Raw genomic sequence first — 13,825 nt, 5'->3', positions numbered from 1 at the left:
ATCTGCAAATGTGGACTCATCAACTTCAAATGAGGTCACGATTGAGAATACAAATGAGATTGCCGTGTCTATCGCTCAGCAGTTGTCCTCTTCACTATCGCAGCAGCTAGCTACAACATTTGCGTCGTTTCAGTCCCAGAGCATGTCTGCCTTGGTGCAGGTCAGCACAACGATAAATGGAAAGTCAGGGAAAAAGGCAGAGGACAAATCGAAGTCCATAATGGATTATATTCGCTCCGGTCAAGATTTTCTCTACAACCTGAATGATGAGGTAACGAAGATTCGGGATGCGAAAGAAAACGGGAAACTCGTAAAGGAATTTTTTTCAGGGAGAAAAGGCCGGAAAAGATGGAGATTCGAAGTGTTGCTGTAATGGAGGTTCTGGCGGAACCGACGGTGGAGAAGGCAGCGACATGTCGGTTACAGATGATACTTCCGATGAGAAGAAGGAAGAACGAAAAAGGATAAAGGTAAAAACAAAAGATTAGGTCAAGCGAAGTATGGCAAAAGACGTGCAAATAAAACAATAAGTAGATCAAAGAGTAAGAACTTCAAAAGAACGACGTACAAGAAGAAAAATGATTTTAAAGAACTGGGGAGGGCAGCTCAAGGTCAGAATAGAGATGCTGGAAGTTCTCCTAATAAAGATCTTGGACAAGCGGTGAATACTGGACAGAAGTCCTCCTCAGCCGCTGGCCCCAATACCCAGCAGGATCTTGGCAAGGCTGCCTCGGGTACGAGTGGGCAAGGACAAGGCACACCGCAGAATAGCTCTAAAGCAGGCAGCGGTAAATCCGGCACAGGATATGGTCAAAAATCCAGGGGCGGAATGTTGGGGAAAGCGAAAAAGTTTGGAAAGTGGGGGCTATTTGGGGCGGCGGTCGGCAGCATATCGATGAGGCTGTTCGGAGGAGAGAAGAAAGAAGAGGAAGAGGGGAATTCAGACTCTACAACCGTCCAGACAACAGCAGTTCTTCAGTCAACAGCTGAGACTATCCAATCTGTGCAATCTGCAGTGGAACCAATGGCCGATGCTGCAAAGGCCGCATCGACTGCATCTGATGTAAGTAAGGCGGCATCTGCAACGAAAAAGGTTGGCTGGCTTGGAAAATTGATAAAAGGAGCCCGCACAGTAAGCAAGGCGACGAGGTTCCTGCGATGGAATCCAGCTGGATTTATTGGCGGCCTTGCTGTCGATGCAGGTTTATGGGCAGCAGAAAAGCTTTTTCTCCCGAAGGAAGAAGAGGAGAAAGCAAAGGAAGAGGAAGAAGAGAAGCAAGTTAGGCCGATGGTGAGATCCAACATATTCGCAAAAAATCGTGCGCTAGCAGCTTCGAAGGTGTCTTCGAGTGTACAAGCTTATTCTGCAAATAGTAGCAGCATGCAAACATTAGCAGGTTCCGTACCATCTGGAGCGGGTACAACTGATCCTATAATGCCAACATCTCAAACGCCTAATATGCCTAGAGTTGGTGGAGCAGCCGGCAACATGGAAGTCAGCGCGAACAGCAATGTGACGATGAACCTGAACGTGAATGGTTATATCGATAACCGCATGATTGAAGAGATCAAACGAATCGCTCGTGAACAATATGACGCCTCGTTCCGCGCGTTCGAGCGCAGCATTGCAGACAAGCTGCCGAAGCCAAAGCCTCTCCCGAGACCTCAGGTGGCGGAAGGAGGCATGATGTCCTATTAATACGCGAAAAAGCAAATTAGGCGGCGTGGAACTGTTCGTCATTTCAGAGGAACCGGAATACTCAGTGCAGGTGAGCAGTCACAATGTGGAAAAGGGCGGCACGATTACGGATCATATCCAGAGGGATACTGCAAGTCTTCATCTGGAAGGGTTGTTGATCGGGCCACAGGCATCTAATTACAAGCAGCGTCTGGTGAAGGCAATGAACGAGGGCAAGCTGCTCCAATACACAGGACGCAATATGATGCTGAACTGTGTTATCACCAGCTTGCGAACTGCGCATGATAGTTCGATCGCCAACGGCATGACCTTTACCATGTCATTGAAGCAGGTTAACATTGTCCAGCCAGCCTACAGCAAACTGCCACCGAAGAAGAAGGCAGCTGTGAAGCCGAAGAGTCGCTCAGGCAAGCGAAATACTTCGTATCGTCCAAAACCGGAGTCTCATACAGTGCGGAATGGACAATCGTTGTGGGATATCTCAACTTATCACAAGGTTAGCGCTACGATTGTTAAAGTGGCCAACAGTATTATCAATCCGGCAATCCCATTAATAGAAGGTACCAAGCTTTTACTCGGTTACATCAATAAGAAGAAAAAAGGCAGCAGGCCTTCAGGTGGTGGAGGCAAGCAATACATGCAGGATCGGTAAGGCAAGGAAGCTTCAGAAAGGAGGAGAAGGATGGCGATCATCGGGATCGACAAAGATCTTGTTCCTTACTCATTTGATATGGATTTGGGCGATCGAACCTATACGTTCGAAGTACGCTACAACTTTACCCATGATTATTTTACCGTGGATTTATCGGAAGGGGATACTCCATTGGCGCTAGGCGTAAAGTTGGTATGGGGAATGCCGCTGTTCGTCAGCATGGAGACGCGGGAGTTCCCGCTTGAGCTCATCGTCCCGTATGGGGATAATCCGGAAGAACAGATTACGTGGGATACACTTGGGCAGTCTGTTCACCTGCATTTGGGGGATGACGATGGAATACTTATTTAATCGCGGGTGCGAGATTTTGATTGGTGGTTATCGTTTCAACTACGGTGATCTGACAATGAATGTTCACGTAGATTTTGATGATAACAATGAACCGAATGAATCCACCGTAGAGCTGTACAATTTGTCCAAGCATACGCTGGCGAACATTCGCACGGGGATGCGAGTCATTGTCAATGCGGGTTACGGCAAGGATCTCGGCACTGTGCTTCAGGGCAATATTGTAGAGGTGCGAACGAAGCGGGAGCAGATGGATCGGGTGACGACGATTCAAGTGAAGGACGATTTGACAGTTTCCTTATATGAAATGGCACATACGTATCGGCCGGGCACGAAGGCTAGCGAAATTATTCATGATCTGTTAAGTCGGGCGCAAATTCCGCATGGAGCCGTGCAGCTCGGTTCTAATCATGCTTATATGAAGGGATTCGTTGCGAAAGGCGATCCAGTTGCGTCGATACGCCGGGCAGCTCGTGAATGCAATACGGAAGTATTTACTCGGCAAGGCAAGCTATATTTCAAGCCTCTTGCTGGAGCCGGATTAGAGGTAACAGGCATCGTTCGCTTATCCGCTGACAGCGGGTTAATTGACAGCCCTCAATCGTATGAGGAGGACAAGGTTAAGGGTGTGCGCGTGACGTCCCTCTTGAATTATCGGCTGCATGCAGATGCACAGCTTCGATTGGTCAGTGAGGATTTTGACGGTGTGTATCGGGTGAAGCGAGGCAAGCATACCATTTCGATGGATCAATTTGTGACGGAAGTGGATTTGGTTAAGATTTAACCTTTCATTGCATTTGCAAAAGGAGTAAGGGCGATAAGCGTGAGTGTGCCCAGAAATTCAATGCAATGATAATGCGATTAAGCGACAAGGAGGTGACGCTATGGGCGCAAATCGAGCGGTCAGTGCACTGGAAGCCTGGATGGATCATAGAATCTCGGGAACAGCAGGAGCACAGTTGGGTACGATTGTGAGCATGGGAGCGGGCACGGCTGATGTGGAGCTGGAAGGCGAGGCTGGACTTATTCGATATCAGCTGCCGATTTTAGAGCAGGCACAAGACATCGTGATCGAAAGTGGGAGCCGTGTACTGGTTGTATTTACAGAGGCCAGCAAAGGTGGCGGCGTCATTGTCGGAAAGGTGGCTGGAGGATGAGGACGTGGGCGCTTCAAGACGGAGATCTTCAATTATCAGATGGACAAATTGCTTGGATCGATGGGCGTGAGGAATTAACGCAAGCGGTTCGCATTCGGTTAGGTACTCGCTTGGGCGAGTATTTTTTTGCGCCGGATATGGGCTTGGATCATGAGCGAATGGTTGGCAAGCAGGTAGATGAGGATACCATTCGTGAGGCGATTATGCGCTGCCTCATGGATGAACCGCGCATTCAATCGGTCGAGGATGTAGAAGTGACAAGAGACAAGCACTCGCGTACAGCTCAAGTACGCCTAGTCATGACAAGCTCTGAAGGAGAGGAGGTTGAGCTTATCTATGCTGACGGCAGCGGGATTGAAGCGTAAAACCTATCACGAAATTTATGAAGAAATGGTTGAGGATTTAGGCAAGCAGCTCGGACAGGACATCAATACCTCGGAGACATCGCCACTTGGCATGATGATGCAGCTCTTTGCATGGCACTTGTCTGTGCTGTGGGAGGATGTCGAGCAGGTATACCACGAGTCATACATTCAATATGCAACAGGAGTGCAGCTTGATGCATTGGCCGTATTTTATGGGTTGCGTCGCAAGCTGGAGCAGGCGGCCTACGGAAAGATCAAGGTGACAGGTACTCCGAAGTTTATCGTTCCAGCAGGACTACAAGTTGGTACGAAATCAGGTGTGTGGTTCATGACGGTGGATGATTGCGTACTGGATGATTCGGGCAAGGGAGAAGTTGCTGTGGTAGCAACTGTACCGGGCATTATCGGCAACGTGCCTGCCGACTCCATTACAGAAATGCTTACTTCCGTGAAGGAAATTACGAGCATTACGAACCCGGCTAGTATGGCAGAGGGTCGTGAACGGGAAAATGATGTCGAGTTCCGCGACCGTTTGCGTGCTGCGCGGGATGGCAGTCATGCGGCAACCGTGGACGCAATTGTATCTGCCTTGCTGCAAATTCCAGATGTAAAATCAGCGGCTGTACGTGTGAACGATACGATGCAGACGAACGAAGAAGGCATTCCAGCGAAGTCGATTCGTACGTACGTGTATGGTGGTCAGGGAGAGCGGATTGCGCAGACCATTTTTGAGAAAAAAGCAGCGGGAATTGGAACAGACGGAACAAAAACCGTAAAGGTTCGCGATGTCAGCGGAGGCGAGCATGATGTGCGCTTTAGCCGCATGAAGCTGCTTGATGCTCATATTGAGGCAGAAGTGAAGGCAACTTCGTCGTTTTCTTCTCGTGGGAAGGAGGACATCGTCACGGCGATTGCACAGTATATTGGCGGCGTCGGCGCGGATCAGCAAGACTACACAGGACTTCCGCAGGGATCTCGTATCGTGTACAGTCGTTTGCTGGCGTCCATTCAGAATGTGGCTGGCGTCGAGGAAGTGCTCGAGCTGAAGGTGAAGCTTGGTGATGGCGAATTCGTCAGCGGCAACGTGAACATTCCGCTATATGAAGTGGCTCGTGTGGCACCTGAGCGGATAAAGGTGGCGGTGACCTATGTTTAAGCTGCCAGAGGTAATGGAACTGCTGCCGGATGTCATCGCGAAGGAAGGCAGCTGCTTCGCTCAGCTTGTGAATGTATGGCTGAAGCAGATGAACGAGTTAAGCAGTACGATTCAGCGAATATCGGAATGGAAAAGCATTGAAAAGGCAGAAGGAGCCGCACTGGATGAAATCGGCGGCAATCTGGGGCAAGCGCGTGGTCAAGCGACCGATGAGGTTTACCGTTTGCTTCTGCGCTCTAAGCTGGCTCGCATGAATTCTAGCGGCAGCTTGGATTCCGTCATCGAGGTGCTCGCACTTGCTCTTCGAGCAGCACCGGACGAGTTCCGCATCGCGGAGCAGTACGATGACCCGATTCAACCGGAGCCGGCGGCGATTCAGGTCACCGAGGTACCGTACGAGAAATTGAATGGCGTTGGGCTAAGCCCTTCGCAATTCGTTTCTCTTGTTGAGAGCCTCGTCGCGGCTGGCGTCCGCGTGACGCAGGTCGGCCTGACGGGCTCGTTCGAGCTGGCGTCTGCCTACGATGCGCTCGAACAATCCGAGCACGGTCTTGCCGATGAGGCCATGAACGTAGGCGGTACGTTGGGCGATTTTTATGTCCCGGGCAATGATTATGTGCTGCCTGTGTAGAGAAATAGTTCGATAGAGTAGAAGGATTACGAATGATAAATGAGGTGACGATACATGGCATTCGAAAAAGATCTTCCACAATGGAAGGAAAAAGGGGTAAAACCCCCGCAAAGCAAACTCGACGAAGGCTGGAAAGTCCAAGATAAGCCTCCCGCTGCTTGGTTGAACTGGCAAATGAATAAGACGTACGAAGCCTTGAAGGAAGTGCAGGAAAAGGCAGCGGAAAAGACAGATGTAACCAAGACACTGAAAGATGCAAAGGATTACACGGATCAGAAGGTAAAGGACATTGATCTTTCAAAGATCACACCGGAAAGTATTGGCGCCCTTCCGATTGCAGGAGGAACGGTTAGAGGTAATTTAGGTCTGCAAGGCTCGAACGGGGCACTACAGTTTCAGAGTGGTACCGGGGACAATGCTACTTACGAAACTTATAACAACGCTATACAAGCTCATTGGGGCTTAGCAATGAAAACCTATGACGGCACAGTCACTGGATTATGGGATTCTCGCATGGGTAGGTGGGTTACCAAAGGCGGACACGTCGTTCAAAACAACAGTGGGGTTCAGTGGAGCGTTGATACTAATGGTGAGCAGTCCATGAACGGAAACCTCTACGCAAATAAGCAAATACATGCAGCAGGGAGAGTATGGGTCGGGAAAACTACACAGTTCGGAAATGAAGCTAGTTGTACTCTTACCTTAGGTGATACAGACACAGGACTGAATTGGGTTGGAGATGGACAGTTCGATATTATGTCTAACGCCCAAGCTGCTGCAAAAGTGAATGGTGGTCAAATGAGCTTCCGCATGGCTGATGGTTCGTATAAAACAGCTAATGACCTTTTTCAATCTGGAGTTAATGCCAAACAAGGCACAGTGGATGCCCTTAACTCCAAGTCGGTAGCGGCATCCACCAATGATGACTGGCCTACTTTAAATGGTAAGATCAGAACACTGCATGGAAGACATGATGGTAGTTTAACCATGAAAGGATCTGCAGGCGGCGGGGGAAATCCCGAAGCAGGCTATCAGTACGTTCCAATAACCACTGTGCCAGCAGGAGCTACCCAGATTATACTCAACGCGATATCAACAGATACTTGGAGCGGCAACTGTATTACCATTCCAATGACAGACAGCTATTCTATTAAAATAAGACTTGAATTAGTTGATATAACTGGAAAAGCTGTAACCATCGCAGAGACTTCTGGCAGTTCTTACGGTATTGGACGAGTATATTTCCAGAGCATTACTTATTCTCCAAACAGTGGCGAATTATATTTCAATGCGGGTTATCGAAGTAATGGAGAGACATCTGGATTCAACTTTGGCCGTAAAGATGTAGGCACACTGAATAATAGTGGGGCTATGTCTATTAGAATGGTCTATTTCTCTCCTACACAAGTTTTTTGATTATGACCTCAATATGTCACTCACAACTTATCTATAAGGTTTACAAATTAAGGACGAGCGCCATGCCGTATAGGTGGCACTTTTATCATGCCCTCACAACTGCGTGGGGGCTATTTCTATTTCAAAGGGGGATTTATATGGATCGCTTTATTGAATTTGTGGGACAACTCGTAGGAGACTACGGCACAAAGCAAGTAGCTGCAGCTGGTGGTTTTGGTGTTGTTGGTGCATACCTGTTCGGTGGCTGGCCGCTGCTGCTGCAGGTGCTTCTGATTATGACGGTGGCTGACTTCGTAACCGGCATTATGGCAGCCGGTACCGAAGGCAAGCTGCGGAGCAGTGTTGGGCTCATCGGCATTGCACGCAAAGTGTTTATTTTCGTAATTGTGTCGATCGCGCATCAGGTGGATGTGGTGCTTGGAGGGCAGCATCTACTCCGAGATGCGACGGTCTTCTTTTATATGGCGAACGAATTGTTGTCGATCATTGAAAATGGCGGGCGTCTAGGCGTGCCGCTACCGCCGGTTATTAAGCAAGCGGTGGAAGTGTTGAAGGGAAAAGGGGGAATTCATGATGAGCATCGACATTAAGCAGCGCTTAATTCCAGATGGAATGGCGAACAAGCCGAACCTTGCCATGAAGCCGATGTATCTTACCGTTCACAATACGGACAATACGGATGCGGGGGCGACAGCAGAAGCACATTCGAGGTATTTGTTGAACGGCAGTGGTGGGGCGAAGAAGAGCTGGCATTACACGGTAGACGATAAGAGTGTGTATCAGCATTTGCGAGATAATGAACAGGGGTGGCATGCCGGGGATGGGACAGGCCCTGGCAACGCGTTGTCTATTGGCGTTGAAGTATGTATGTACGCAGGGATCGACGAGCAGGCCGCATGGCGCAATGCTGCTGAACTGCTCGCTATCTTGTCGTGCAAGCATGGCATTTCACTGGAACGCATCATGCCGCACAAACATTGGAGCGGGAAGGCTTGTCCATCCCGACTGCTGCCCCATTGGCAGCAATTTATGGACATGGTGGTGCAGGCTAAGGAAGCGATGTCAGGCGACACTAGTGATACGAAGCCGCCATCGCCCAATCCGACTACCGAACAGCAGCTGCGTGCTGAGCGAGTGAAGGTACTCTGGGAAGGTGCACCCGAAGGAAGTTCGCAAGGTTACTTAATTGACAACAAAGTCTATATCCCGGTACGCGATGTTGCGGAACGACGCGGAATGAGCGTGCAATGGGAAGCGGTGAAGAGGCAAGTTGTCGTTCGCGAAAATAGCAAGTGAAGTAGGAGATAATGGCTGTATAACCGATTCGTGGCCAAGCTCGATTCAATTTTCAGAATGGGGAAGCGAAACTTGTTGTGTTGTGTAGCATACAGACACCGCACCCCTCAAAACTTTATCCCCTGTTCACGCTCTTCTCACAACCAAGAATACTTTCCCACCTGACTGCACAATCTAACATAATGTGACATTGTTGCCGCCGAACAACTTTTCTTAGTGGACTCAACTTTCCTTGCCGGTTCCAACAGGTTGTTGCCGGTTCAATTGTTGTAAGGAGGGGCAACACTGTTTCTGTAGACCCACACGGGATCGGTGAGGTAAGATAGGATTCCGGGTTGGAACGGCATATTCCATAATATGCCTGGTAATAAGGAGTCGGGGAGGGGTCAGCGTGAGCGCGGACATATATGCAGATATGAAACAAGGGGAAAAAGGAGCATGGATCAGCATTGCTGCCTATATCGCCCTATCCGCATTCAAGCTAGCTATCGGCTTATTCTACCAATCGAAGGCGCTGCAAGCAGACGGATGGAATAACTTGACGGATATCGTCGCATCGCTTGCTGTACTTATCGGACTGCGAATTTCGCAGAAGCCGCCGGATCATGACCATCCTTACGGTCATTTGCGGGCGGAGACAATCGCTGCTCTAATTGCTTCCTTTATTATGGCGACAGTTGGGATTCAAGTGATCATATCTACGGTGCAATCTTTGTTCCATGGCGAGTCGACAACACCGAATCCGCTTACGGGTTGGGTGGCGATTGGCTGTGCGATCGTGATGTACGCGGTGTACGTATATAATAAGCGGCTGGCAGAGCGCATCCGCAATCAGGCGCTTATGGCGGCAGCACAGGATAACCGGTCAGATGCATTTGTAAGTATTGGCGCAGCAGTTGGTATTTTCGGTGCTCAGCTTGGCATTAGCTGGCTCGATCCGCTTGCCGCCTTAACGGTAGGCTTCATTATATGCAAGACTGCATGGGATATTTTCCGAGAAGCAACCCATACATTGACGGACGGATTCGATGAAGCGCAGCTGGATCGCCTGCGCAAGACGGTAGAGAGTACAGAAGGCGTGCGCAAGATTAAGGAAGTGAAGGCGCGCCTGCATGGAAGTCTGGTTCTCGTTGATGTGGTTGTACAGGTTGATCCGAAGCTAAGCCTCATTGAAGGACATCATATTTGTGACGATATTGAGCAGCGCATGAAGCGCAAGCATAATATTACTCATGTACATGTGCATGTCGAGCCAATGGATACAGATACAAGCAAAACAATTCATCAGCAATTGGTGTAATGTATCATAGAACGCGACCAGCGTGCCCGCGAGTGACGGCAACATCCGTCCTCAGGGCACGTTTTTTTGTATTTCTAGTAAAACGGACAGCCGGAGCAGATCACACAAATGAGCTTCGAAAGAGTAGTGTTGGGGACGGAGGAAATTGTTTGAATATGGTATACAACCCATGTATCAACCAATTTGTAGGCACAAAGGCCTAAAGAAAAGGTTACAATTTTGTCTTTTTTAAGAGGATAGGCCGATAGAAACCGACGAAGAAGACTCTATATAATTAGGCGTAGGGGAAATGGGATGTCATTACAAATATAGAATAAGAACTTAATAATAGAAACAATTGACATCTTGTTCATATGAACATCAACTCAACATTCGGCTCATGATTACAGTAACTAAGCAACTTAGAGGAGGATTTTCTATGAAGAAGAAATTACTGTTAGGCATAATGATGTTCACAATGGCAGGGCAGATGATATTGCCGTCATTGCATGCGGCACCTGCAGCAACTAGCAATGTACAAGCTGCATCCACAGCGAGTTCCGCACAAAATCGCGGAGAAATTGTTCAATCCGTCAATTTGAGAACGAAGCCGAGTACTTCATCCTCAATCATCCGATTGGTGAAGACAGGCGAATCCGTTACGATATTGGACAAGCCCAACAGCAGTTGGTACAAAGTGAAGGATGCCAAAGGCAACACGGGCTATGTAAGCTCTCAGAGCAAATACATACGAGTAGGGAATGCATCGGGTTCGAATAGCTCGGGAAATTCAAACAGCAGCAATGGTTCCTCAACAACTTCCTCCAGCAAGGCTGCGAAGATGGACAAAATGGAGAAAGTAGCGAAGAAATACATGGGCACGCCTTATGAATTTGGATCGAATCGAAATACAACCAAAACATTTGATTGCTCCGACTTTGTACGCCAAGTCTATAAGGAAGCATTAGGAATCGTACTGCCGGCAGACTCTCGCAAGCAAGGCACTTATATTAAGGATAAAGGCGGCGTGAAGAAAAGTATCAGCCAACTGCAGCGTGGAGACTTGATGTTCTTCATGTCCTATAAAGGATCGAGTGCATCCAGTTATAAAAATGTGAATAAATCAAAAGAGCGAATTACACATGTCGGCATTTACTTGGGCAATGGCAAAATCATTCATACGTATTCCAAAGCTTCGGGCGGCGTGCGGATCGACACGGTGAGCAACACTAGCTGGGAACATCGTTTCCTATATGGAGGAAGCGTAGTGAAATAGAAGGTTCATCAAGCATGCTGCATGCGAACGCGTCAAAAAGGGCTATCTATTCAACAGCGAAAGCTGTTGGGTAGATAGCCCTTAGTTTTGCGTAGAAAGAGGGATTCGATCGTGCTGATGCATGTTCCGTCCCACATCCATTAAAATGGAACACGGCGGTTCCTAGTTATTGATATTTTGGAGGCCCTTGTTGTTCATCGATCTTCGGTCTTGTACGATATTTCTTCGTCTTCGCCATGGCAACTGCAGCCCATGAGCTAAGCAAGCTTAAAGGAAGCAGTAGAGCAGTAGTTGTGTAGCGTACAATATTATCCTGATAGAGAACATAGGCAATGACAAGCACCATAAGTGGGGCGTAATCGACATACCGCACCATTCGATGTCTGATGCCTAAGCGGTTCTCAACGATACCGAAGCAGAAGAACCCGGCAATAATGATGGCAGCGAATAGGAACGCTCCTGTAATCCAGCCGAGTGCTCTCATGAGAAGAGCAAGCGTGATAAGGACGTATCCGACGAAGCCTACTCCAGTAAACAGCATGTTTGCAATCAACTCCTTGGCTAAGATCCTAATCGTAGATGATTATTTCAGCAATTGCAACACGGTTCGGGCACAGGCCTCAGGATCCGTCATAGCAAGAGTGCCAAGCTGCCGCTTCTCGCGCAGCCGGTCATAGTGGTGCTGTAATTCGTTGAACCAACGTGCAATGGTATCCGAGGATTCAATCTTCTCACCCATACCATGCTCCATGAAATATTCACAGTTCTCTTCCTCTTGTCCAGGGATCGGATCATAGAAGAGCATAGGGATGCCCTTCATCATTCCTTCTGTACAAGTCATTCCCCCAGGCTTCGTTACCAGTAAATCAGAAGCATCCATCAGACGCGACACCTCTTGCGTGTAGCCGAATATATGTATGTTCGGATGATGGAACAATGGATCCTGTTCCATCCGAGCGATTGCCTTCTGATTGCTGCCCATGCAGAATAGAAGCTGGACATGTTCGCGCCATGTCGTCATGTACTGGAGCAAATCCTCATTCAGCGACAATCCCCAGCCGCCGCCCATAATCATGACGGTCGGAAGCGGACGCAATCCAAGCTCCTGCTGCGCTTCCGATTGAGGACAGCGCTCCCAGAACTTCGGATGAACAGGAATGCCAGTAACAACAATGCGGCTATCATCAATCCCGCGTTCCAGGAGCTTGTTCCGTACTTCTGGCGCGGAGACGAGGTATTTTGTGACTTCTGGGTTCATCCACGTACCATGCGCATCGTAGTCCGTAATCAATGTATATAAAGGAAGATGAAGACCAGAGCGCTTCAGGCGCGATACGATGATATTCGGAAATGGATGAGTGCACACAATCGCATCAGGACGCAATTGATCGAGCACATGAGAAGCTTGTGTGTAGAAAATGCGATGCAATGCGAGCTGTGTGATGCGGTTCAGCGATTTTTTATATTTTTTTCGATACAAGAGTCCAACCAGCTTCGGCTGTGAGCTTACCGTCTTCCGATAAGCAGCGAAGATTAGCGGCCCGACCGTCGGATTCAAGAACTTGCCCAACTCGATGACGCGTGTTTGGACATCGGGCTCTAGCTGGCGCAGTCCGACTGATAGGGCATAGGCTGCTTGCGTATGGCCTGTACCGAATCCTTCAGATAGAAGGATGATTCTCTTTTTTCGCATGTTCTCACCCACATTCCATTATAACCTGAAAGTTGAAAGGAAGCATCAGCCATTTACGACGAAACTGAGCGGTCATTTTCCTTGGTTTAGTTGAAATTCGCAGGCAGGTATGATAAGGTTCTGGTAACGGCATATGACCATAATTTCTAATTGGTCATTCAGTCAAATGTGCGCCGGGAGAAAGGAGGCGGGGGATGTGACCGTAGACCGTCGAAAACAAATCGTGGAAGCGGCAGCGCAATCCTTTGCTCTATTCGGGTACAAAGCGACGACGATGGATCAAGTAGCGAAGATTGCCAAGGTAGGCAAAGGAACGATATATACGTTCTTTACGAACAAAGAGGAGCTGTTCGATGAGATTTTGCAGCAGCTCATTCACGAGATGAAAGAGATCGCGGATCGGGAAATCGCCGAGGATAGACCGTTTATTGATAAGCTGTATCGTGTGTTGGATCGTGTACTGGAATATAGAAGCCGCCACGAGCTGGCATTGAAGCTGTCCCAGGAGCTGCGCGACTTCGGAACGCCGATGGCGAAGGAAGCGCTGGCTAAGATGGAACAGGAACTGCTTGAGTACATAGAGCGCGAAGTGCGTGTGGCTATGGAACGTGGAGAAGTGAAGCAAGGTGACCCGAAGGTCGTCAGCTTCGTCATGCTTCAATTGTACAAAGCGCTTACGACCGAATGGAACAAGCTGAATGCTCCGCTCGATAAGGAAGCGATTAAGGATTATTTTCGCCTTCATTTTATGGAAGGGTTAATGATTCGCCAGCCATAAGGAAGTCAGAACGGATGTTGATAAAAAAAATGAGAAGCACCCTTCAAACAGGAGCGCGTGTGGTCTAAGACCCCATTTA

Annotated in this window: 17 protein-coding genes; 15 read left to right on the top strand and 2 right to left on the bottom strand. The window is 48.7% G+C overall.

Translation table 11 applies throughout. From position 1 onward, the window contains the following. The 14 genes from AZ66_RS32015 to AZ66_RS20020 form a co-directional block, all read left to right on the top strand. Positions 1-373, top strand: a 373-nt coding sequence (locus AZ66_RS32015) for a hypothetical protein (protein ID WP_197081742.1), incomplete at its 5' end; no start/stop codon positions are given. Between the two features lie 288 nt (positions 374-661). Beyond that, a complete protein-coding gene (locus AZ66_RS20080; protein ID WP_044356463.1) occupies positions 662-1,699 on the top strand; it encodes a hypothetical protein in 1,038 nt (345 codons plus the stop codon). 25 nt (positions 1,700-1,724) lie between these two features. Continuing rightward, on the top strand, positions 1,725-2,351 hold the full coding sequence (locus tag AZ66_RS20075; protein WP_231586960.1) for a LysM peptidoglycan-binding domain-containing protein: 627 nt from the start codon (positions 1,725-1,727) through the stop codon (positions 2,349-2,351). Between the two features lie 30 nt (positions 2,352-2,381). Beyond that, complete coding sequence (locus AZ66_RS20070; protein WP_021259504.1) at positions 2,382-2,702, top strand: phage baseplate plug family protein; 321 nt, start codon at positions 2,382-2,384, stop codon at positions 2,700-2,702. Further along, complete coding sequence (locus AZ66_RS20065; protein WP_021254389.1) at positions 2,686-3,483, top strand: phage protein; 798 nt, start codon at positions 2,686-2,688, stop codon at positions 3,481-3,483. The genes AZ66_RS20070 and AZ66_RS20065 overlap by 17 nt, the downstream gene beginning before the upstream one ends. Positions 3,484-3,583: 100 nt before the next feature. Continuing rightward, positions 3,584-3,856, top strand: a complete 273-nt coding sequence (locus tag AZ66_RS20060) for a hypothetical protein (RefSeq protein WP_021254388.1) — start codon at positions 3,584-3,586, stop codon at positions 3,854-3,856. After that, entirely contained in the window at positions 3,853-4,221 is a 369-nt protein-coding gene (locus AZ66_RS20055; protein WP_021254387.1) for a DUF2634 domain-containing protein, read from the top strand. Before AZ66_RS20060 ends, AZ66_RS20055 begins: the two co-directional genes overlap by 4 nt. Continuing rightward, positions 4,193-5,377, top strand: a complete 1,185-nt coding sequence (locus AZ66_RS20050; RefSeq protein WP_044356461.1) for a baseplate J/gp47 family protein — start codon at positions 4,193-4,195, stop codon at positions 5,375-5,377. Before AZ66_RS20055 ends, AZ66_RS20050 begins: the two co-directional genes overlap by 29 nt. Continuing rightward, entirely contained in the window at positions 5,370-6,008 is a 639-nt protein-coding gene (locus tag AZ66_RS20045; protein ID WP_044356460.1) for a hypothetical protein, read from the top strand. The genes AZ66_RS20050 and AZ66_RS20045 overlap by 8 nt, the downstream gene beginning before the upstream one ends. Before the next feature lie 54 nt (positions 6,009-6,062). Continuing rightward, positions 6,063-7,424 (top strand): hypothetical protein, encoded by a 1,362-nt coding sequence (locus tag AZ66_RS20040; protein WP_044356459.1) that lies wholly within the window; start codon positions 6,063-6,065, stop codon positions 7,422-7,424. A gap of 137 nt (positions 7,425-7,561) precedes the next feature. Continuing rightward, positions 7,562-8,014, top strand: a complete 453-nt coding sequence (locus tag AZ66_RS20035; RefSeq protein WP_044356457.1) for a phage holin family protein — start codon at positions 7,562-7,564, stop codon at positions 8,012-8,014. Further along, positions 7,998-8,720 carry an N-acetylmuramoyl-L-alanine amidase gene (locus AZ66_RS20030; RefSeq protein ID WP_044356456.1) on the top strand — a complete coding sequence of 241 codons (723 nt, stop codon included), beginning with the start codon at positions 7,998-8,000 and terminating at the stop codon, positions 8,718-8,720. The genes AZ66_RS20035 and AZ66_RS20030 overlap by 17 nt, the downstream gene beginning before the upstream one ends. 415 nt (positions 8,721-9,135) lie before the next feature. After that, complete coding sequence (locus tag AZ66_RS20025) at positions 9,136-10,020, top strand: cation diffusion facilitator family transporter (protein ID WP_044356467.1); 885 nt, start codon at positions 9,136-9,138, stop codon at positions 10,018-10,020. Positions 10,021-10,438: 418 nt separating this feature from the next. Further along, positions 10,439-11,275, top strand: coding sequence for an SH3 domain-containing C40 family peptidase (locus tag AZ66_RS20020; protein WP_044356454.1), 837 nt, complete (start codon positions 10,439-10,441; stop codon positions 11,273-11,275). A gap of 166 nt (positions 11,276-11,441) precedes the next feature. Here AZ66_RS20020 and AZ66_RS20015 read toward each other — a convergent pair whose 3' ends face one another. Further along, positions 11,442-11,816, bottom strand: a complete 375-nt coding sequence (locus tag AZ66_RS20015; RefSeq protein ID WP_021259495.1) for a hypothetical protein — start codon at positions 11,814-11,816, stop codon at positions 11,442-11,444. A 42-nt stretch (positions 11,817-11,858) separates the two neighbouring features. Then, positions 11,859-12,968: a UDP-N-acetylglucosamine--LPS N-acetylglucosamine transferase gene (locus AZ66_RS20010; protein ID WP_044356453.1), complete on the bottom strand. Its 1,110-nt coding sequence runs from the start codon at positions 12,966-12,968 to the stop codon at positions 11,859-11,861. 196 nt (positions 12,969-13,164) lie between these two features. On the opposite strand from AZ66_RS20010, the gene AZ66_RS20005 reads away from it, so the two are divergent. After that, the gene (locus tag AZ66_RS20005) at positions 13,165-13,746 is read left to right on the top strand and encodes a TetR/AcrR family transcriptional regulator (protein ID WP_044356450.1); all 582 of its coding nucleotides are present in this window, start codon (positions 13,165-13,167) and stop codon (positions 13,744-13,746) included. The last annotated feature ends 79 nt before the right edge of the window (positions 13,747-13,825 follow it).

The organism is Paenibacillus sp. E194 (assembly GCF_000935845.1).
GTDB classification, from domain to species: domain Bacteria; phylum Bacillota; class Bacilli; order Paenibacillales; family Paenibacillaceae; genus Paenibacillus_B; species Paenibacillus_B alvei_B.
The sequence above is the reverse complement of the archived record's forward strand: the minus strand, read 5'-3'. Positions and strand labels throughout refer to the sequence as shown.